Annotated in this window: 18 protein-coding genes and 2 pseudogenes; 12 read left to right on the top strand and 8 right to left on the bottom strand. The window is 35.8% G+C overall.

The features are described 5' to 3' along the window. Positions 1–695 precede the first annotated feature (695 nt). The gene (locus tag ABNX05_RS00435) at positions 696–1823 is read left to right on the top strand and encodes a TcaA NTF2-like domain-containing protein (protein WP_349657872.1); all 1128 of its coding nucleotides are present in this window, start codon (positions 696–698) and stop codon (positions 1821–1823) included. A gap of 8 nt (positions 1824–1831) precedes the next feature. Beyond that, on the top strand, positions 1832–3601 hold the full coding sequence (gene recQ / locus ABNX05_RS00440; RefSeq protein ID WP_349657873.1) for a DNA helicase RecQ: 1770 nt from the start codon (positions 1832–1834) through the stop codon (positions 3599–3601). A 71-nt stretch (positions 3602–3672) separates the two neighbouring features. Here the strand turns inward: recQ and ABNX05_RS00445 are convergent, their stop codons facing one another. Both ABNX05_RS00445 and msrA read right to left on the bottom strand, forming a co-directional pair. Continuing rightward, positions 3673–4020 (bottom strand): VOC family protein, encoded by a 348-nt coding sequence (locus ABNX05_RS00445; RefSeq protein WP_349658295.1) that lies wholly within the window; start codon positions 4018–4020, stop codon positions 3673–3675. A gap of 1064 nt (positions 4021–5084) precedes the next feature. Further along, on the bottom strand, positions 5085–5615 hold the full coding sequence (gene msrA, locus ABNX05_RS00450) for a peptide-methionine (S)-S-oxide reductase MsrA (protein WP_349657874.1): 531 nt from the start codon (positions 5613–5615) through the stop codon (positions 5085–5087). Positions 5616–5789: 174 nt separating this feature from the next. Here msrA and ABNX05_RS00455 point away from each other — a divergent pair, with 174 nt between their 5' ends. From ABNX05_RS00455 to ABNX05_RS00485, 7 genes and pseudogenes are all read left to right on the top strand, one after another. Beyond that, positions 5790–6740: an LCP family protein gene (locus tag ABNX05_RS00455; RefSeq protein WP_349657875.1), complete on the top strand. Its 951-nt coding sequence runs from the start codon at positions 5790–5792 to the stop codon at positions 6738–6740. 64 nt (positions 6741–6804) lie between these two features. Continuing rightward, on the top strand, positions 6805–8004 hold the full coding sequence (locus tag ABNX05_RS00460) for an AI-2E family transporter (RefSeq protein ID WP_349657876.1): 1200 nt from the start codon (positions 6805–6807) through the stop codon (positions 8002–8004). A 298-nt stretch (positions 8005–8302) separates the two neighbouring features. Continuing rightward, positions 8303–8830, top strand: a complete 528-nt coding sequence (locus tag ABNX05_RS00465) for a TetR/AcrR family transcriptional regulator (RefSeq protein ID WP_349657877.1) — start codon at positions 8303–8305, stop codon at positions 8828–8830. Positions 8831–8908: 78 nt separating this feature from the next. Then, on the top strand, positions 8909–10102 hold the full coding sequence (locus ABNX05_RS00470) for an MFS transporter (RefSeq protein WP_349657878.1): 1194 nt from the start codon (positions 8909–8911) through the stop codon (positions 10100–10102). 198 nt (positions 10103–10300) lie between these two features. Beyond that, positions 10301–10651: pseudogene (locus tag ABNX05_RS00475) on the top strand (YunG family protein). Positions 10652–10932: 281 nt separating this feature from the next. Continuing rightward, positions 10933–11172: a DUF2798 domain-containing protein gene (locus tag ABNX05_RS00480; protein ID WP_349657879.1), complete on the top strand. Its 240-nt coding sequence runs from the start codon at positions 10933–10935 to the stop codon at positions 11170–11172. 441 nt (positions 11173–11613) lie between these two features. Then, positions 11614–11994 (top strand): hypothetical protein, encoded by a 381-nt coding sequence (locus tag ABNX05_RS00485; protein ID WP_349657880.1) that lies wholly within the window; start codon positions 11614–11616, stop codon positions 11992–11994. Positions 11995–12239: 245 nt separating this feature from the next. On the opposite strand, the gene ABNX05_RS00490 is transcribed toward ABNX05_RS00485, so the two are convergent. From ABNX05_RS00490 to ABNX05_RS00505, 4 genes and pseudogenes are all read right to left on the bottom strand, one after another. Beyond that, positions 12240–12872: a type 1 glutamine amidotransferase family protein gene (locus ABNX05_RS00490; protein WP_349657881.1), complete on the bottom strand. Its 633-nt coding sequence runs from the start codon at positions 12870–12872 to the stop codon at positions 12240–12242. Positions 12873–12947: 75 nt separating this feature from the next. Then, the gene (locus tag ABNX05_RS00495; RefSeq protein ID WP_349657882.1) at positions 12948–13910 is read right to left on the bottom strand and encodes a helix-turn-helix transcriptional regulator; all 963 of its coding nucleotides are present in this window, start codon (positions 13908–13910) and stop codon (positions 12948–12950) included. Between the two features lie 63 nt (positions 13911–13973). After that, a pseudogene (locus ABNX05_RS00500) lies at positions 13974–14216 on the bottom strand (helix-turn-helix domain-containing protein); the annotation flags it as partial. Between the two features lie 123 nt (positions 14217–14339). Beyond that, a complete protein-coding gene (locus ABNX05_RS00505; protein ID WP_349657883.1) occupies positions 14340–15518 on the bottom strand; it encodes an aminotransferase class I/II-fold pyridoxal phosphate-dependent enzyme in 1179 nt (392 codons plus the stop codon). Positions 15519–15963: 445 nt separating this feature from the next. On the opposite strand from ABNX05_RS00505, the gene ABNX05_RS00510 reads away from it, so the two are divergent. Further along, positions 15964–16779 carry a hypothetical protein gene (locus ABNX05_RS00510; protein ID WP_349657884.1) on the top strand — a complete coding sequence of 272 codons (816 nt, stop codon included), beginning with the start codon at positions 15964–15966 and terminating at the stop codon, positions 16777–16779. A 45-nt stretch (positions 16780–16824) separates the two neighbouring features. Here the strand turns inward: ABNX05_RS00510 and ABNX05_RS00515 are convergent, their stop codons facing one another. Continuing rightward, positions 16825–17619 (bottom strand): enoyl-CoA hydratase/isomerase family protein, encoded by a 795-nt coding sequence (locus ABNX05_RS00515; RefSeq protein WP_349657885.1) that lies wholly within the window; start codon positions 17617–17619, stop codon positions 16825–16827. Positions 17620–17987: 368 nt separating this feature from the next. On the opposite strand from ABNX05_RS00515, the gene ABNX05_RS00520 reads away from it, so the two are divergent. Beyond that, positions 17988–18863, top strand: coding sequence for a tyrosine-type recombinase/integrase (locus tag ABNX05_RS00520; protein ID WP_349657886.1), 876 nt, complete (start codon positions 17988–17990; stop codon positions 18861–18863). A gap of 1280 nt (positions 18864–20143) precedes the next feature. Further along, on the top strand, positions 20144–20659 hold the full coding sequence (locus ABNX05_RS00525) for a hypothetical protein (protein WP_432760115.1): 516 nt from the start codon (positions 20144–20146) through the stop codon (positions 20657–20659). Between the two features lie 972 nt (positions 20660–21631). On the opposite strand, the gene ABNX05_RS00530 is transcribed toward ABNX05_RS00525, so the two are convergent. Continuing rightward, complete coding sequence (locus tag ABNX05_RS00530; protein ID WP_349657888.1) at positions 21632–22249, bottom strand: sterol desaturase family protein; 618 nt, start codon at positions 22247–22249, stop codon at positions 21632–21634. Positions 22250–22269: the final 20 nt, after the last annotated feature.

The following is a 22269-nucleotide window of genomic DNA, read 5'->3' on the forward strand; positions in this document are numbered from 1 at the left end:
GTTATCATAGTTAGTACCAGAATGAAAGATAGGCACTATTAAACAAGACAAACTCCAAAATAGTAATTACCTTCTTGGATTTATTTTAATCGACCATTCTCCCTAATTATGATTACTTCATATTTCGAACTATTTAAAGATCTTCAACTGAAACGTCATTTTGGTTTTAATCCATATCTAATTGAGGTGTCTTCTTCAAAACCACCTTTACATCAACATGAAAACGATATAACATCTTTTAAGACCCACTACATTGTCTCCAATTCACTTGTCGAAAAAACTTTAAATAGATCTACTAAAAAAAAATTCTTTTTTCAGCTACCTTGAACTCAACATGTCTTCCAAGCTCAGTAATTGAAGCGGGAGGCATCTTTTTTTATATCATTTTAACTGCAAACGATAAGTTATTTTCTATAGCAAAGATAATAAAGAGTCGTTTTTTATAGGTAGAACGAATTGAACATAAGACAAGAGCTTTATTTTATATTACATTTAAAATAATAATATTATTATGTAAACTTGAAACGTAGCGTAACCTTGTTTATGATAGAATAGAAAGATGTTTAACTTACTTTCAGTAATGAAATTTGCCACCTCTATAGGTGATGAGATGAATACGGGTTGAAGTTATTTTTCAGCACGTCCACTGAAAGAAGTTAAAGCCTCCGGACGCAATTATGCCAAGGCATAGTTGAATGATAGAAAGTTTTGGTGAACGTATGTGGAAAAAGATGCTCATTCTTGGAGCGACAACTTTACTTTTAACCGGCTGTGGCAATGAAACATTGGCAGAGGTAGTTCAAAGTAAAAAGAGTGATGTGAAATCGGAAAAGGCTGTGACGAAGCAGCAAGAAAAAATTGTTCCGGAAGTAAAAGTAGTTGGGGAGAACGGAATCGGTGCAGGGATTATTTTTAAAAAAGAGGATGGTAAACTTTATATTGTGACAAATGGGGCGCTCGTCGCTTCAAAGCCAACTGCGCTTGTACAATTTAATAATGATAAACTGAAGGAAGCCGAAGTTCACTATTTATCGACAGCTTATAATATAGCCATTTTAGAAGTTTCCTATAACGTATCGGTAAAGGTACCGACCGTTTATAATGGGGAATTAGATCAGTTAGCTGTTTATGTCGATAGCTTACCACACACTATTCAAAAATATAGTGACAGTGTAGCAGCTTATTACATAGATGCAAATCAAAATACACGTATAGGGAGTCCTGTTCTAGAAGCAGAGAATGGCAAACTTGTGGGCATCTATTTTAAACGTAAGGAAAACGGTGGATCACAGCCGTATATATTGCCATTTAAAGATATTGTGATGTTATTGGATGAATGGTGTGAAAGTGGCATGAAGCCAAGTAATAGACTAACTCAAGCCAAAAACTTGTATCCTTATATAGAACAAGGTAATAAGGAAGCCGTCCAGCAAGCAATTGATCAATATGGAAAGAACATTTTTGCTTTTAATACCGATGAAATAAAGCTATTTTTAGATACATTTCATAAGCAATTAAGAGCAGCTGTTGAGGTTCAAGATGCAAGTGTCATGAATTCTTTCGTAGGGTCAAACGATTTACAAAGCACCCTGGATAATATGGTTGCCTATTACGCTTCCAAAAAAGCGCAAATATATTTTTCCGATACGACGATAACAAATATCAGCATGGAAGGACAAAATATGATTGTTCGTGCCAAAACAGAATATGTCCTAACAAATTCTGCTGGTCAAGAGGCACTTGCAAACTCTATGATGGTATATGAAATAAATAAAAATGAACAGGGCGAGTATAAGCTTATTCGTCTAACAACTGAGGAGTGAAAAGTTGGATGGAGCAAGCAAGACAAATGCTACAACATCATTTTGGCTATGATTCATTTCGCAATGGACAAGAACCAATTATTGAACAAACATTACGAGGTCAATCAAGTCTTTGTGTGATGCCAACTGGCGGAGGTAAATCAATTTGCTATCAAATTCCGGCGCTCATGCTAGATGGCCTTACAGTCGTCATATCCCCTTTGATTTCTTTGATGCAAGATCAGGTAGAAGCATTACGTGCTGCAAATATTCCAGCGGCGTATATTAATAGTACATTAACCGTGCAAGAAGTGAATGAAACGATCCAGCTCGCTAGTGCGGGATATTTAAAGCTTCTTTATATAGCGCCAGAGCGATTAGAAAGTGCAAGTTTTTTACAAGTATTATCGAATTTATCTGTACCTTTGATTGCTGTGGATGAAGCACACTGTATATCTCAGTGGGGGCATGATTTTAGACCAAGCTACCGAGCAATCCAAAAATTATTTACGTTGTGGCCGCAAAAACCAACTGTCTTAGCACTTACTGCCACAGCTACACCAGCTGTTTGTGATGATATTAGACAATTATTAGACATTGACGAGCAATCAACTGTCATTACTGGTTTTTCTCGCGACAATTTATCATTTTCTGTGTTAATCGGTGAAAACAAAGAGCGCTACATTAAAAATTACTTAATGAAAAATAAAAATGAAGCGGGCATTATTTATGCGGCTACACGAAAGGCTGTAGACGCGATCTATGAGCTGTTAAGTCGTTCGGGCGAAGCTGTTGCAAAATACCATGCGGGATTATCAGAGGACATGCGTATGTTAGAGCAAGAGCGCTTTTTAAAAGATGAGGCGCGCATTATGGTAGCTACCAATGCATTTGGAATGGGTATTGATAAGAGTAATGTACGCTTTGTTATTCATTATCAAATGCCACGCAATATGGAGAGCTATTATCAGGAAGCCGGACGTGCAGGGCGTGACGGCTTACCAAGTGCTTGTATTTTACTGTATGCATCAGGTGATGTTCAAACACAGCGCTTTTTAATTGAACAGACGCAGGATGAAACACGGATTGCACAGGAATTAGGAAAGCTGCAAACGATGGTGGATTATTGCCATACAGAAGGCTGTTTACAAAATGCCATCTTAACGTATTTTGGAGAAGTACCAGGGGAGCCTTGTAGTCGTTGTAGTAACTGTAATGATGGACGAGAAGTGAAAGATGTGACGGTAGATGCACAAAAGGTGTTAGCCTGCGTCGTAAGGATGGGGCAAAAATTCGGTAAGACGATGGTAGCCCAAGTATTAATTGGCTCCAAAAATCAAAAGGTCATAGAATTTGGCTTTGCAAGGCTGTCTACCTATGGCATTTTAAAAGGACAATATTCCTCAAAGGATGTCTCAACCTTTATTGAGTTTTTAATTGCTGAGGGCGTTCTTGCCGTTAAACATGGCACGTTTCCAACCATTTATGTTTCAGAGGAAGGCAAAGAAGTTCTACTCGGAAATCAACAAGTCATGAGAAAAGAAGCTGTTACTGTGCGTAAGCTTGTAGACAATGATCCGTTATTTGAGCATTTACGATTATTACGTAAAGAGATCGCAGATGAGGAAAAGGTACCACCATTTGTTGTGTTCTCTGATAAAACATTACGTGATTTATGTGACAAAAAACCAAATGAGCTAGAAGATTTACGACATGTTAGCGGTATTGGTGAAGTGAAATTCGAAAAATATGGCGAGCGTTTCTTCGAGGCTCTGCAATCTTTTTTGAAAACAGTTTAAAGAGAAAAAAAGGAGTGCTTAATTCAACATAATTAGGCACTTCCTTTATATTTGCAAAGTATTACAACCTGCTATTTCTCGCAAAGTTCGATTAGTCGACCTTCAGGATCTTTAATCCAAATAAACTTTCCAAATTCACTTATTTCTTTTTCCTTCTCAAGTGGAATACCAATTTGTTCGAGATGCTTAATTGTTTCGTCTATATCATGTACTTGGAAATTTAACATTACTTGTTGTTCAGTTGGAAAATAACTGTCATCTTCGGTAAAGAAAGAAAAGATCGTCTCATTTCCTAATTGAGGTTTAATCACAGCCCCATTCCAATTTTCCATTTCAATCTTCAACACTTCACTGTACCATTTTTTTACTACATCAAGATTATTAGTTCTCCAAAATATTCCCCCGAAACCTTTTATCATCGTATCTAGCTCCTGTCTGACTTTCAATTTTTTCATTTTTCGAATTTAGGTTTAGTTCCTTCTTCACTATACCGCTTGAATTGTTTAAGTACAATTTTTCACAAAATCAATTTTAGCATAAATATCTATTAAATAAATTACCATAAAGAATAACTAAAGAGGTGGTTTGTCAAACCTACAGTACCAAAATAAAAAAACCCGGAATATACATATTCCGGGCTTGATTCTCACTTACTTATAGTGCTCCATGACACACTGCCTCGCTTCCGCATTGATCTTAAATTTTTAAGACAACTGTGCTTTAGCTGCATTCAGTTTTGATGGTCCTTCTGAGTTACCGGTCAATCCCACTCATCGGGTTAACCCTCCTTGTCATTGGATTTGAAAGTGAAATCTTAAATAGTATAGACCGTTCATCATTTTCTATACACGTTTTTAAAAAGGAATAAGATCCAACGGCTAAATTTATACCCCCGCATAAATGCGTCCTGAATTACCTTAGAGCCGCATATGTTCTTTTGCGTGAAATCGAAGCGACAGTGCGACAGCAACAACATGTCTTCGTCTGTGCGAAAGCGAAGCGACAGCAACAACATGTCTTTGTCTGTGCGAAAGCGAAGCGACAGCAACAACATGTTTTCGTCTGTGCGACAGCAACAAAATGTTTTTGTCTGTGCGAAAGCGAAGCGACACAACTCAGTTAGCCATTATCCTTATGAAGAATTACTAAAGAGGGGATAAAACAAAAAATAACCCGGAATATTAATATTCCGGGTTTGATTCACTTACTTATAGTGCTCCATGACACACTGCCTCGCTTCCGCATTGATCTTAAAATTTTTAAGAAACTGTGCTTAAGCTTCATTCAGCTTTGATGGTCCTTCTGAGTTACCGGTCAGCCCCACTCATCGGGTTAACCCTCCTTGTCATTGGATTTGAAAGTGAAATCTTAAATAGTATAGACCGTTCATTATTTTTTATACAGGAAAACAAAAGAGATAAATCCATTTCGAAAACGGCTAAACCTTGAGTTAAATAGGGGATTCGTCAATCAAAATGGAACTTCATGAAAATTTTTTCTCCCAATGCTCAGTGATGAACTGATCTCGGCCAGAAAGCGCGCGGTCTTTCTGATAATGCTCCGACTCTTTTTTATAAAAGTCCTGATGATAATCTTCTGCAGGGTAGAAGTGCTTAGCATCGCGAATTGTGGTTACAATAGGTTTATCAAAGCGACCACTGTTTGCTAGCTTTTCCTTGGAAGCTTCTGCAATGCACTTTTGTTCTTCTGAATAAGTAAAGATAGCTGTCGTATATGATTCACCACGGTCATGGAATTGACCAAAAGCATCTGTAGGGTCGATTTGCATCCAGTAAATATCAAGGAGCTGCTCATAACTAAAAACGCTAGAGTCAAATTCAATTTCGACTACTTCTAAATGGCCAGAAGTACCTTCTTTGACATCCTCATAAGTAGGATTGTCTATATGGCCACCCATGTAGCCAGAAGTGACCTTATGTATACCATCCCATTCAACAAATGGCTTTACCATGCACCAAAAACAACCGCCAGCAAACGTAGCTTTCTCAATCATGTTCATCATCCTTTCTGTCGTGAAAATATTATAGCATTATTTGGTTCATTCCTGGCAAAAAGGGTGTAAAATAACCTTAAAATAGTTATTGAAAGGATTAGCAACATACTATAAAATGAACCTTTCTTAGATTGAATCGTTACATTACTATAAAAAATAGAGGAGTTAACAGTTATGGAAGAGCAAGATTATTCAAGACGCTCGCAGCGCCCACAAAAACGCCGCTTGCGTAAAGGGCGAGCATTGTTCACATTGTTATTACTTTTAGTCATCGTGATTGCAGGTTATTCCGTTATGCAATATCGAAGTGGACTTAAATTGGCAAGTGATACAAAGGTAGCCCAAGAGGCTTTCAAGGGCGATACAGTAAATGGCGATGTGGAAAACTATTTATTATTAGGGATCGATACTCGTGGTGAAGAAAAATCACGTACAGATACAATGATGGTATTATCGTGGAATAAGAAAACAAATGATATGAAGCTCGTGTCACTCATGCGAGATATTTATGCAGAAATTCCTGGTTATAAATCCTATAAGCTTAACACGGCCTACTATTTAGACGGTGTTCAATTATTAAAAGATACGATTACTAATATGTTTGGCCTACCGATTCATCATTATGCCATTATTGATTTTAAAAATTTCGAATCACTTGTAGATATTTTAGCGCCAAATGGTGTTGAAATCGATGTAGATAAAGATATGTCTGAAAATATCGGGGTTTCATTAAAACAAGGTGTTCATAACTTAAACGGTCAAGAATTACTTGGCTTTGCCCGATTCCGTCACGATGCTGAAGGGGATTTTGGTCGAGTAGCACGTCAGCAAAAGGTGATCGAAGCCTTAAAAAATGAAGTTTTATCACCTCAAAATATGATGAACTTACCAAAATTCGTTGGAGCAGCGCAAGGATATATAACGACGGACTATTCATCAGCAGAAGAGGTTCAACAAGTGCTGAAAATGGTGTCGAAAGGTAAAGTCAGTATAGAAAAAGCAACAGTTCCAATTGAAGGTAGTTATAATTTCCAAAGCTTTAGAGGTGTCGGGGATTCAATTGTTATGGATGTGGAGAAAAACAAAGAATTTTTACGTAAATTTTTAGGAATTCCTTTAGAGTGATTTTTCGCAAAATCCAACATCATCTTGTAAAATAAGGATATAGGATTGGTATTGGGGTGATTAGATGGAAAAAGACAGATCAGATGAGCGTTCAAATTTCTTTTCAACGAAGTTTATTCGCTTTATCGGTGGTAAAAACTTATTTTTTACACTGATTGTATTATTATTATTAGCATGCGTTATTTTTATGTTCCAAAAAGTTTCCTTTATATTTACCCCGTTAAAAGTTTTATTTGAGGTAGTTATTCTACCAGGGGTATTAGCCATTATTGGGTATTATTTACTTCGTCCAATATTGGGACTTTTCGAAAGATGGCGGATCCCAAGGGTTTGGGGTATCTTTCTTCTATATATTATTCTGATCGGCATCATTACGTTATTAGTAGTACTTGTCTATCCGTTTTTACGAGACCAGTTTACTAATTTAGCACAGGAATTCCCGGGATATTTTATGGCATTTACACAAAATATCGCTGAGTTTCTCAATAATGCACGACTCAATGAGTACTTAGATAAAGTTAATTTAAATTATGATTCAATGGTAGAGAATTTTACTACAGATATGGTGGACACGGTAAAAGATACGGCTGCGAATTTAGCGCAAGGTGTAGCCTCTGGAATTACTGGATTCGTATCAGCGTTAACTGGAATTGTTCTATCATTAGTGACGGTTCCATTTATATTATTTTACTTACTTAAAGATGGTAAAAAACTACCTAGTTTTATTATAAAAATTTGTCCGCCACGTATGCGTAAAGAAGTAACAGAAATCTTACAAGACATGGACAAGCAAATTAGTTCCTACATTCAAGGACAAATTTTAGTGTCCATGTGCATAGGTGCAATGGTGACTATCGGATTTTTAATTATCGGTATGAAATATGCCTTATTGCTTGGCTTCCTTGCTATGATTACGAGCGTGGTTCCATACTTAGGGCCTGTCATCGCCATTACGCCAGCGGTCATTATCGCTCTTGTTACATCGCCATTCATGCTTATTAAACTAGCCATTGTATGGACGGTTGTACAGCTCATTGAAGGGAAATTTATTTCTCCACAAATTATGGGGAAATCACTGAGTATCCATCCAATTACAATTATTTTCGTGTTATTAACGGCTGGTTCTTTATTTGGCGTACCAGGTGTCATTTTAGGGATTCCGGGTTATGCCATTTTAAAAGTGCTAGTAACACATTTATTTAAACTATATAAAAAGCGTTATAATCGTTATACGGATGATATGCATCAAAAATATGATGTATAAGAAGAGACAGCTACTGCGAACATGCAGTAGCTGTTTTTTATAAGGCTAGATATATACGTATGAGCCCGAAAGAACAAAACGAGCAGCGACAATTTCGAATAATGCTGGAAATAAGGGCAGAGACCCGCTATATATTTGTCGGTAAGGCAAGTGGGTAAATAATTATCGCATGCAGTATTTAGTAATAAAAAATACTGGACTATTCGTTCCGGAAATATTATATTATTGTTATTGAAAGGAGGAATTTACCATCGGACGTTCAAAAGAGTTTGACAAGGAACACGTACTACATAAGGCAATGTTAGTATTTTGGGAAAAAGGATACGATGCAACGAGTATACCGGATTTGTTAGAAGCTATGGAATTAAGCAGATCAAGTTTGTACGAAACCTTTACGGATAAACAAACACTTTATGTTGAGGCAATTCGCCATTACAAAAAATTCAATCAAAATAAACGCAATCTCTTGGTAAATGCGCCATCTGCGAAAGTTGGAATACGGCAGTATTTTGATCAGCATATTTCTTCTGCTTTTGATGATGATTTGCCCAAAGGATGCTTGATTACAAATGCAAGTATTGGTTTGGATTCACCGGATGAACAACTACGTAAATTGATACGAGACAGCTTTGAGGAATTAGAACAGTCTTTCTATGAACTATTAAGTAAAGGACAAGAGGTGGGAGAAATCGACCCTAAGAAAGATATTAAGGCTTTATCACATTTACTGCTTAATCTTAATCACAGTATCAAAGTAGTATCAAAGGTGAATAACAACAAAAAAAATATTTATAACATGATGAATAATGTAATTGAGATGCTATAGACAATTTTTTTAATATTACTGGAATGTTCGTTCCAGTAAATAAGAATAAGACTTTAATAAAGTGAGGGAGAGTTTTCTATGAGTTTAATCGCAAAACAAAAAATGGAGAAACCTGTTTCATCGTGGATTATACTCATTCTGGCCATAGCTTGTGGCGTGATTGTTGCTAATCTCTATTATGCTCAACCCTTAGTAGGACCTATCAGTTCTACACTAGAATTATCTTCCAGGGCAGCTGGCCTCATCGTCACGCTGACTCAAATTGGTTACGGAATCGGATTGTTATTTATCGTTCCTTTGGGAGATATCCTGGAAAATAGAAAACTAGTTGTTACTTTATTGCTCTTCACTGCAGTCGTGTTGGCGATTGCTGCGGTGGTTAAAAGTGCTACGCTATTTCTTGCAACTTCACTGTTTATCGGGGTAGGCTCAGTAGCCGCTCAAGTACTAGTACCGTATGCAGCTCATCTTTCACCCGATGCCACACGCGGCCGCAATGTGGGCAATGTTATGAGTGGTTTGTTACTTGGTATCATGCTCGCTCGTCCCATATCAAGTATTGTGGCGGAGTATATGGGTTGGCGCGCTATATTCGTCTTTTCCGCAGTAATAATTTTTGTTCTGGCTGTTGTATTAATAAAGTTACTACCTACAAGGCAGCCATTAACAACAACACAATATCCAACACTGCTGAGATCTATGTTGCATTTACTCAAATCGACACCAGTCCTACAACGTAGAGCAATCTATCACTTTTGTGTGTTCGGAACTTTTAGTTTGTTCTGGACAACTGTTCCTATGTTATTGACTAGTCCGATTTTCAATTTTTCGCAAAAAGAAGTTGCGGTGTTCGCATTGGTAGGAGTATCTGGCGCGGTTGCAGCACCTGTAGCAGGCCGTCTTGCTGATAAGGGTTGGGTTCGACCAGCTACAGGTTTAGCTTTAGCTTTAGTTATCATTTCTGTCATTCTACCCCTTATGATCCAAAGCGGCTCGACATTAGCATTAGTAATATTGGTAGTTTCGGCCATTCTTTTAGACATGGGGGTTTCTGCTAATCTAGTCCTTGGTCAACGCGCCATTTTCTCATTGGGAGCAGAGTTTCGAAGCCGACTTAATGGTTTATACATGGCAATTTTTTTTGGTGGCGGTGCAATAGGTTCTGCGACAGGAGGATGGGCATACGCCATGTTTGGCTGGAAAGCAGCATTATTGATTGGAATAGCTTTACCGACCATTGCGGCGATTTATTACGCGACCGAGAAAAAGTAATGGATAGTTGAAAAAATGATGCTACACAATAAAAATGGGTACGTGGCAAGCTATATATCATTATTCGTAGCGATTATTTCATGTTTAACTTGTTTAGAAGAAGGTAGGACTTGTTGTTGCTTATGAAGTTTATTTATGCGTTCTCGTTTCTAGAAGAGATTGAAGCTACATAATTGCCACTAGATAGGAGATGGGGAATTGTTATTTTTCGAAGGGGAAAACATACAAAATATTATATTTCAATCTTGGTCGATAGAATCAAGTTCTAAGTGGACTATAAAGAATCCTGCAAAAGGGCAATGTGGGGTAACAGCACTAGTGATAAATGATTTATTTGGAGGAGAAATAGTAAAGACAGAACTTGAAGATGGATGGCATTTTTAAAATGAAATAAATGGAAAACGTTATGATTTTACAGAAAGTCAATTTCCTTGTTCTATTGAATATATGGATGTTCCTTCTAATAGAGAAGAAGCTTTTGCAGACACAAATGACAAACAATATAATCATTTAAAGCAAAGAGTAAACGAAAAAATAACAAATGAATAGAAATTACCTTCCTTCGAATATTTTTATTCGAAGGTTTTTTTGCAAGGCTATTCGTCGTATCCTGATTCATTTTTAAAATCAATAAAATTATGACTTAAAATACATCCATGCCTTTTACTAACGTCATGACTCACATTTACAATAGGAGGATTTATAGAAAAGCAATTATAGAATTAATAAATGATTCCAAGTAAATCACCCTAGACAACCTAGATTTTAAACAGTAATATTAGATGTCGATCAAATTTGATAGCGTAGAATAAATAGAAAAGGTGTTATTTTTGAAAATCAATAAAAAATTCGAACCATTAATTTTTAGTATCTTTATGATTTTAGGTATATCCTGTATTATCTCTTTCGTTATGACTTCAATGAATGTTGGATATACAGCTTTTTTCCTTAAATCATGGATGAGAGCATGGGGGATTGCTTTTGTAGTTGCATTTTTAGCTTCTAACTTACTACCTTTCGTAGTTAAAAGAATAATGAGAATATTTATATTTGTTGAGCATAAAGCTTAATAAAAAAGTGAAATACTACGTCGGATATAGTACCAGGTATACTGTACAACCCCCATTAGTCGCCCCAATATTTAAAAAGAATAACATATGCGTGTAAATCGGTTCCACGTATCAATTTCTTTTATGCTACTTTCATAGATCTGCACAAAATGTTGATCCATGAAAGTCTGCTTATTCTTCCGCACCCAACATATTAAAATCAATTTATCTATTGTTCGAAAGTATATGAGAATAGCTTTATAGATTATGAACAAGAAAAAATTCTTTTAAAAAAATATGATAAATGTTGCTATATAAGCTTTCTACAAGAAAATCCCTCTATTTTGAACAACATCGGTAAGAAAGATATGCTGAAGTAGTATCTATTCAATATAAAGCTGGTGTAAAATTAGATGTATAAGGTTGCTTAGGATATTTATGTAAAATCAACGGAGGTGTTTTATGAAAAAGGTGTTATTAACAATCGGAATAATCATTTTCCTTGTTGGAGCATTCGTATTTTACAACAAACTTTATCTCCCCCCACTCCCAATAGAAAATATAAGTAAAAAGACAGTTATAGAAAAAATAAAGGATTCCAACATACAAATGGTTAAATTGTCGAACGAAAATGGTCAAGAATGGTATGTAGTCAAGGAAAGAGATACATCTGTAGCTGATGAAATGATTAGAGAAATGCTTGATCAAAATGGATGGACTTTTAAACAAAAAGAGGGGAATGGACTCTTCTTTGAAAGACATGGCGAAAACTTGATTGTGTCGACACAAATGTGGACTGGAGACTATGTGTTAGTGAAAATTCCCGCCAATTTTAACGAATAACAGCTTCATGAAATAAAGGAGAACTTTATAGGATATATAAAGGATTCAAACTAAGGCACAATGCTACAGTTTTTATTAGTTCTCCTGATAGGGGTAGCGTCAGGAAAATGCGGATTTACAACGATAAGGAAATTCCAAATTAAAAAGCCCAACTTCTCTGCAAAACAAAATAGAGAAAGTGAGCATTTCAGTTACTTCATTATTTTTTTCGAACTAATAAAAAACTGCTAAGTTGATTTTTTAGCTCAGTTATTTATTGAATTCATTAACTGGAAGAAGTATTCAGGTTGATAAGTCTTATTTAGGTTATACCATGAATGTAATGTGTCGGGTGCAAATACATCTAATTTTTTCAGTACTTCCGTCGTAAATTCTAGAGGTGCTACTCCTGATGCAGTAATCAAATTCTCACCAGATACCGCAGGTCTCATCTCATAAAATTTTTCTCCTTTATAATTAGGACAAACCGTTTTAATATACTCTAAGTCATTGCTTGTGTGTTTTCTAGAATCTAAGTATCCCATATTTGCAAGGGCCTCAGTTGCACCACAAATTGCAGCAACAATAGTACCAAGCTTTAAAGCTTCGCCAATTTTTTTTAAGATAGGTTGATGAATATCTTCTCTCCAAGTAGTCCCTCCAGGTAAAATTAAAAGATCCTTACTTTCAAGTGTACATTCATCAGGAGAAATATCTGGTTTTATGCTCAGTCCTCCCATCGTAGTAATAATTTCTTTATTGGCTCCTACTGTAACTACTTTTAAAGGTGCTAAATCTTTTTTGAAATATCTTCCTGAGTTTAGTTCAGCAATTAAATATCCATATTCCCAGTCTGACATTGTATTAAAAACATAAAGATAAACTTTTTTTGTTTGCATCCAATAACACTCCAATCACAATTGATATAGCCTATTATAAGATAACTTCCCTGACAGTTAACGTCAGGGAAGTTATCATACTTGATGAAATTTTATTAATTCCGACAGCACTTCAATAAGTCTTTTCTTAAGACTTATTGGCTCAATAACTTTAATAGATTTACCGTACGGTAAAAGTAAATAAGGTACATATGTATGTATCATATCTTTTTCAAGAAGAAAAACTGCTTGATTTGAAGTCCGTTCTTGTAAATAATGTCCTAAAAACCAATGTTGGCAAATATCATCCAACGTCCTTTTATTTCCATTAATAACTAAAGAAATAATCCCTTCCTTATCTTCTATAGTTGGAAGGAGGTTTTTCATAAAAAAGTCACGTGCTGAAAAATTTTCTGGACGGTTAAACTTATTTTTGGTTAGCTTTAGACTTTCAATTCGATCTACTCTAAAACTACGGATATCGTTCCTAAGATGACAAAATCCAATCACATACCACTTATTATTCCAATAAATAATTCTGTACGGATCAACCAATCTATACTGTGATTGATCTTCGCCACTTTTATGGTAAAGAATTTTTAAAGAGTATCCGTCAGCTACGGCCTGCTCCAACTCCTTCAAGAAAAGTTCCATAGAGAGGGAACTTAATCGACTTATTACTTCAAGACTGGTCAAATGTTGGTTTATCTTTGTTTCTTGCTCTTGATTTGAATATTTGCTTAGCTTTGAAATAGCCCTATTTAGTGCTTCACCACCATAATATCCAGCTTCTTCTGCAAAAACAGCAGCATGATAAATTGAAGTTTGCTCCTCAAAATCAAAAAAAAGAGGAGCCTCAATAAAATTGTTCAATAAAGTGTATCCACCGTTATGCCCTGGTTCTGAAATTATAGGTACGCCACTTGTTGAAATTGTATCAATATAACGATACACAGTCCTTATATTCATCTCTAACTTTTCCGAAATTTGTTTTGCAGTAATTTTTTCACCTGAACGAAGCATCCATAGAATTGCTAACATATTGTCAATCTTAGGCATATAATTCCACCTCTATATGAAATTTATTTTCTATTATATATTTCCGATTTTTGGTATAACTCATCAACTGTTCTTTTCCGATAGCTTTCTATATAATGAGGCCCTAGACACATTTGTAATTTCACAAATTTGATTTACAGTCATATCTCCTTCTTTATAAAGCTTTATTGCATAATTCATTCCTACATGATTTTTATGGTACTTCTTTAACCGACCTTTAAACTTTCCTTCTTTTTTAGCCAGTTCAATCCCTTCAAGCTGCCGCATACGAATAAGATCACGTTCTAATTGGTTTACATCCGTCATTTAGCGTTGTAAATCCGCATTTTCCTGACGGTACCCCTGATAGACCAATACTTAAGAATTACATAATAATCTATAAAAACCCTTCCAACGATTAAAGTTAGAAGGGCTTTCATGTTGTTTAGCTCATGATTTTTGTGGTGCTAGTTGCACTTGTGCTAAGCGATCAACAGCTTCTTGCAACATTTCATTCGGTTGTACTAACGCTAAACGTAAATAGCCTTGTCCAGCCGAGCCAAATACTGTACCAGGAACTGTCACGATGCCAGCTTGTTCAATTAGTTTAAAGGCTAGCTCTGTACAGTCAATATCGTACGGATATTTTGCCCAGACGAACATGCCACCTTCAGAAGGAGCGGCATCCCATCCTAAAGTATGTAAGCCATTCATTAATGTTTTATGGCGCTCAGAGAAAGTTGCGCGTAGGTCTGCAGTAATTTCCTCTGCATTATCAAGTGCTACGACCGCAGCATCTTGAATTGGTTCGAAAATACCGAAATCTAAATTTGATTTTAATTGTTTTAAAATCGAAATCATCTCAGCGTTACCCGCGATATAAGCGATACGTGTACCAGCAAGGCTAAAGCTTTTCGATAATGAGTTAATTTCCATCCCAACTTCTTTTGCGCCAGGAGTGGCTAGGAAGCTAATTGGGCCATCACCAGTAAAGTAGAACTCAGAGTATGCCGCATCATGTAGAATGATAATGTTGTATTTTTTTGCAAAGGCAATGACTTTTTCAAAATAAGCGATTGAAGGCATTGCAGGTACAGGATTACCTGGTAAGTTTAAAATTAATAGTTTTGCTTTTTGCGCAATCTCTTCGGGAACAGCATCTAGGTCTGGTAAATAATCGTTGTCAGCTGTTTGAGGCATATAGTAAGGTGTTGCGCCTGCTAGGTGAATTCCTGCATCATAGGCTACGTAAGCTGGGTTTGTAGATAGTACGATATCACCTGGATCACAAAAGGCGATTGGTAAATGCACTAATCCCTCTTGAGAGCCGATCGTTTGAATGATTTCAGAAGCGGGATCTAAATCTACATTACTACGACGTTTATAGTAGCGACTAACAGCTTCATAAAAACGTTGCGTGCCTGTTAATGTATAGCCGTAGGATTCTGCTAAACCCGCTCTATACGATAAATGCTCGCGAATTTTAGCATGAGGAGGAAGGTCAGGACTACCTAAGCTTAAATCAATCATTTTCATGCCTTTTGCTTCCTGTTGCTTAGCATGATTTTTTAAATCTCCGAAAATTGCTGGTGTAAATAAAGACATTTTTTTAGATGGTACGATTTTCAAACTAGTACACTCCTTATAGTTGTATAACAGAATAGTAGTTCACATTTTATCATACTAAAGCATATAAAGGGAAAGATATTCTGAAAAAAGAATATATTTTTATAATGGAGAAATTGTATGCATAGACTAGCAGGAATAAATTAACTTCTTTCAGCTGTAGTCTCCCATCTTGATAGGTGATGTGATGTAACGAAAAGAATTTTCAGTTGTTTTTCAGTGAGTGTGTAAAAACCAGCTGAAATAGAGGAACTCAGTCTAATAACGCCACGTCCTGTGGCATTATCGAAATGACCGACATCGTGTCGGCCCTCGTGCAGGCCTAAACACAAAGCCGATTCCGGACGCAATTATGCCGAGGCATAATTGATCTAATGCTGGAAACAATAATTTTGACGGAAAAAATGTACTGTTTCTGCTATCATAAAATGGAAAGGAGCTGTCAGTCATGGTTGTTTATTCTTTGAGTGGTCCAAGTGGAACAGGGAAAAGTACAAGCGCACTAGTTTTCGCCCATAAAATCGGGGTAGAGGCTCTTATTGATGATGGTCTTCTTATTGTAAATGGTGTGAAAGTAGCTGGAATTTCCGCAAAATTTGAGAAAAATACGATTACAGCCGTTCGTCGAGCCATTTTTACAGATGATACACATCGTAATGAAGTAAAAAAAGCACTTGATACATATAAAGTACAGTCGATTTTGCTAATTGGTACGTCCGATAAAATGACTAAAACAATCGCTCGTCAACTTGAGCTAGGTCCTATCAATACATATTACTATGTTGAGGATGTACGTTCTCAAAAAGAAATTGCAAAAGCTCGCTTTATTCGACAGACGCAGGGGAAGCATGTGATGCCAATCCCGTACCGACAAGTCGAACAAAACTTTTTTAAACGACTCGTTCAAAAAGGGAAGGAGATTTTCTCTACAAAGCGTGAAAAAATAGGGGAGACGACGATTGTTCGTCCTGATTTTCAACAAGAGTATATTGAAATTGGTAAGCATGTTTATGTGCAGCTACTAACGTATTGCTGTGTAAAGCAAGATATCGTGCACAAAGTTGAGCACGTACAATTCGTGTTAGGCGACCTAGTACAAGCAACGATTACTTTACAGCTAAAGTTACCTATTACTTATTCCATACCAGATCGATTGTATGCATTACAAAAATCGATTCAGGAGGAATTCTACCAGCATTTTGGGTATGAATTAGATGCGATTCATCTTCAAATTAAGTCGGTAGTACAAAAACGAAAATCCTAAAAACAGGTACTCCATTCGCAAGAGGGCGAGCGGAGTACCTATTTTCTATTTCGATTGACGTGTAAATTGCGGCTGACGTTTTTCTACAAAGGCACGGCAACCTTCTGCAAAATCCTTTCCGACAAACGGTGTTGAGCCTTGCCATAATGAAGGTATACTGTCCACACATTCTTGAACAGATTGTTTCACAGCTAGTAAAGATTCAGGTGACATGCCTGCAACAAGCTTACCCATGCGAATCATGTATTTATTTAAGTCTTTTTCAGTTACTAAATAGTTAAGCATGCCAAGCTTAAAGGCTTCTTCAGCTTTAAACATGCGACCCGTAAATACTAAATCCTTTGTTGTAGAAGGACCTACTAATTGAACTAAACGTTGTGCAAATTTGTTATTCAAGGTGATGCCTAATTTACCGACAGGAATACCGAGCTTTGCTTTTTCAGAGCCGATGCGGATATCACAGGCTAATGCAAGCTCTAAACCAGCACCCATTGCGGGACCATTAATGACGCCAATTGTTGGAATCGGTAAACGCTCAATTGTGGAAATCGTTTTTTCCATATGTACAAACGCTTCTTCGGCTTTTTCAAGAGAAATGGCGTTGAATTCTTTAATATCTGAGCCAGCTGTAAAGTTTTCACCAGAGCCGCGTAAAATCAATACTTTATTTTTCGGATTATCTAATACTTGTAAGGCAATTTTAGCTAATTGATCCCACATATTTGCTGTAAGCGCGTTTTTAGCCTGTGGGCGATGGATCGTAATGATTGCTAGCCCAGCTGTTTCTTGATAAATAATTTTTGCGTCTTCTGCTTCAAGTCGAGTTGTTTTTACTTGCATACTTGAAAAGCCCCCTACATGTTATAGTTGTTACTCCTATTATATAACACAAACGGACATAAACACTAAATTATACGAATTTTCATGTAAATCAGCCTAGTTATACAAGAATAGAGGCATAGTAAAGAAATTGTATTACAACAAAGTGCGGAAAATTACTATTGTAAGAAAACATAAGATGTGGGACACTGCTATAGGATCATTTGTTTCTTCATTTTGAAAGGATCATTTGAACACTGAAAGCAGGATAGTGTATGAATACTACAGATTATCCGACATTACAATTTATATAAATGAATTATAAACTAACGCCCCAAAAATATAGTAAACTTAAATAAAACACGCACAGTTATTAAGGAGGTCATAAGATGGTCACTTTAGTGGAAGCATGGGACAGCTATTTTTTACTTTTAAACTCATTGAAAAAAAGTGCTGCTACGAAAAAACAATACAATATAGATGGACAGCAATTTATAGCGTTTGCTCATGAGAACAACTACTTCAATGTAAATCATCATTTAAAAGAATTGTTATTCATATATAGTAATTATTTAAAAGAGACCTACACAAATGTCAACACGTTTAATCATAAAATTGCTACTTTGCGGGGCTTTATAGACTTTGTTTTTTTAAGAGAATGGGTGGATCCATTTGACTATGAAGTTATTTTACAGCCTAAAAAGAGACAAAAAGAAGCTTTGACATTGTTGACAAAGAAGCAATTAATTCAAATTACGAATGTCTGGCCAACTTGTTTTCAATACGCTAAAACAATGGAGCATGCTTGGCTAGCAAGACGAAATGGCTGCATTGTCCAACTACTTATGGAGACAGGATGTAAACCAGCAGAACTTGTCCGTATGAAATGGTCTCATCTTCAGTTTGACTCATCGATTATTTACATTGCTAATCAAAATGGGCGTAGAGAAATAAAGCTGACTTCAATTTTAATGAACATGCTGGCACACTATAAGGAAGCAACCGAAGAATTACATGAAGAAAATTTAGGAGAATGGGTATGGGTAAGTGAGGCTAGTCAATCTAAATTCATCTCTACAAAAACAATTGAGCGAATTTTCCAAACGATATCAAAGGATATTGGCACAAATGTGAGAGCCACGGATTTGCGCTATACCGTCATGCAAAAGGCGTTTCAAAGTGAAAAAACAATCGAAAATATTCAGGAAAAAATGGGCTATGTACGAAAATGGGTACTGACTGAAAGACAGGAGCGTTTTGAATAAAGAAAGATCGTTTTTCATCTGTATTGGATTGTGATTAAGCGTGTATAAATAACAATAGAAAATTTGTGCACGCTTTTATAAATTAATTAATAGTTTTTTAGTATATTTTTAACAGTTCTACAATGGAGGTTATCATGAATTACTTTAAAAGTAAGGCTTTTGAGGAACATAGAAAAAATACATATAACTTATTAGAACAAATTCTTTCTGCTAAAAGTCCGGTTGGATGGACTTTTAAGGGTAATTTTAGTATCCGGTGGTTTTGAATAATTCGGGTTTGATGAATCATCCGATTTGTTACTTGTCGTATCAAGTAACGGTAGGGGAATACTAGATTTAGCAAGGGCAGAAAAAATATCCCGAGATTATACAGATGACTTTGATTTATGTTTACAAAGAGTATCTCCTCTGTACCCTTGTGAAGATATAATTTATCAACCTGCGTTTGAGGACTGTTTGGTCCAAGGGCACAATAAAAATTGTATCCGCATTTATAGAGATTTTTTGTATTGCTATGGGTTTTCATTTAGTGGCAATTATTTTGTAATTGCAGATGACGGCGGTATTTTATTTTGGGAGAGAAATAATGCCGAGGCATAATTTAAAATGCAGTTGCATCCATTCCTTAATTAGATAATGAATAAATGTATTTAAAATAAGGGAGGGTGATTGTTCAATTAGTGAAATCGCTCTTTTACTAACGGCGCAAGTTAATTGAAGAAAAACGACTGTTTTATCGTTTAGCAAAAGAGATAGGCGTAAGCGCGAAAATAGGTCTTACAATTTCATATTAGTTTCGGTGAACCGTATCATAAGTAAGTGAGGTTTTTTTGAAAAATAGTACAGCACCTCCCAAGATAGTAGAATAAGTGTTTTTTGTTGTTTGGCCGTATAACAAGAATAAAATATGAGAACAGAATAGTGGGAAAGCAGAGAATAGAAGTTCCTCTGGATAGCAAGGTTCTAAAAAATTGATTTAAACCAAAGAATTCCGTCAAAATGTCATTGATGATTCGCACTTATTGGAGCGATACGTGAACAATTTATTGGATAATGCGGTTAGACATACACCTCGCCATGGGGAGATTTTTATAAAATGCTATACGCAAAGATATTATCCAAATAATACTTTAGTTAAAATAATGTATTTGACTAAACCTAAATTTCTTCTTCGAATAAGATATATTATTCTAAATTGAAAAGAAGGTGGTATAATGTCAAATCAACGAAATCATAAAGATAGTAATGATGGGTCTAATTCCAAGGAATTACAAAACGGAGTGGAAAGTAAAAATGAAAAAGTAAGGATTATTGTAAAAAAAGATGGTGAAGAAATTAGGACTGATGCTCCTGTATCGGATAAGTTAAAGGTTGTAATTGTTATAAATAATCAGTTCACTAGTGCACCTAATACCACGCAAATTGCAAGTGGGGCAGGAAGAAATAGTGCAGCTGGTAGTAATGCTGCAATAGATTCCTCGAATACCGATCAACAGCAAAGTGTGGGAGCACAAGGGGTAGCTAGAAACAGCGGTATGAAGGGGAAGCAGACTGAACCTCACGAACAGCATAAAGACTGTGATGGTGACGAAGAAATTGTTATCATCATCAATAATCAGATAAATAAGGAGCAAAAACAGTCCTCAGCTACTCAGGTAGCAAGCGGCAGTGGTTTAGATAGTACGGGAGGAACTAATTCAGCCATAGGAAGTTCTAATACGAAGCAGCAGCATGCGGTTGGTGGAGAAGGTCGTGCAATAAATAAAGGTGAGAATGGTGATCAAGAGGAAACGTAACAATTACAATTCATTGGAAAAGTTAAAAAGAATTAAAATATAATATCTTCTAGGAAATATAAATGCTGTTCTGTTCTCTCTCTCTTTCTAGATGATTGTAAAGCAACGACTAATAGCGAATAGCTGACATGCGTAGGGCCAGAATAATGTATGAGTACATTTGATCGAAAACCTCATTTAGTTACGTTACGGTGAACATCATAAATAAGTGCGTTTTTTTCACAGAAGTCATCAAGAACAGTTATTTTTCCTAACATCCCAAAAGGGCTATCCGGTTTGACTAAATATTTTTAACTAATCGCAACTCTTGGCTAACTACTACTACTTGTATTCGGGGGTTTGTAGTTGTTGGACCAAATTTGGTCCGAATCAAAAATTAAAATCCCATTTGGACTCATTATGGAGAAAAGTATCATAAGTAAATAAAGTTTTTTTGATAAACAGAGAAAGCACCATTCCATTACGTGTGGATGGTGCTGTTTTATGTAAACAGAATTATAAATTTGAACGATCATCAGCTTCACTCCAGCTTTTCATTCAATATGTAAACATTGGAATATTATAAAAAAAGAGCCCCTAAAAACATCAAATGTAAGCTGGGGAAAAAATTGAATCAACAGTCATAGAAGTTGTTTCTAAATAACAAATACTTATATTTATTGTGTATGAGAAATATACAAAGGACTGTCATAAAAGTGAATTTTGTGACAGCCCTTATTCTATCCATGGTTTTCAATAAGAATGGATGTAACTTCATAGAACTCTATAATGACGTAGCGCTCACATTTTAACGAGAATATAAGCTAAGCAAATTTCTACATAGAAAGAGTTTAAGAAAAATTTATTCCTTTTTGGGATTACAAAACCTCTAAATGGGTTGTGACTTTTTAATGTTTATTTAAAGTCTATAATTATGTTGACAGAATAGGACCTAATATTTAACCTACAAGGCATTTTTTATCATTCTATTTCCTAGTCGCCTCGTTTCTCTAGATTTTTAACAGTTTTACTTTGATCAACATCCTTTTGGTTTTTAAAGGTACCCATGAGAAAATCATAAGCTGGGTTCGTAACGCCATACCAGTAATTTTCATTTTTGAAATGATGCCATAAATGAACCTTTTTCATCCAACGACCCCATGGAGATATTGGCTGAAGGGGACGATGGGCGATATAATGCTTCCACTCATAAAATAATAAAAAGAGCATGATACCTGCAATAAATGCGTTTGTCATTACTAAGCTAGATGAAAAAAAATTAAAAATGGCTGCTGCAATTGCAATGTTTGGCACACTATACCATAAGGGTAAAAATAATAAATGCAATTCATTCGGATTTGTATGGTGGTCATAATGTAAGCGTTTAAGCATTTTTAACAAAAATGCATTCTTTGGCGGTTTCAGATGAAAAAGAAACCTGTGTGTTACATACTCAGCTAAGGAATACATAATCATTCCCAAAATAAAAGCACCCAAAATTCCGATAGAGGTTAAATGTAGAATCATAAATACAAAACTAATAAGGAATAGACAGGTCATGATTAATATATCAGGATAGAAAAAATATTCTTTAAAATATTTCAACTTCATTTATCACGCCTCCAGTATTC

The organism is Lysinibacillus zambalensis, assembly GCF_040183165.1.
GTDB classification, from domain to species: domain Bacteria; phylum Bacillota; class Bacilli; order Bacillales_A; family Planococcaceae; genus Lysinibacillus; species Lysinibacillus zambalensis.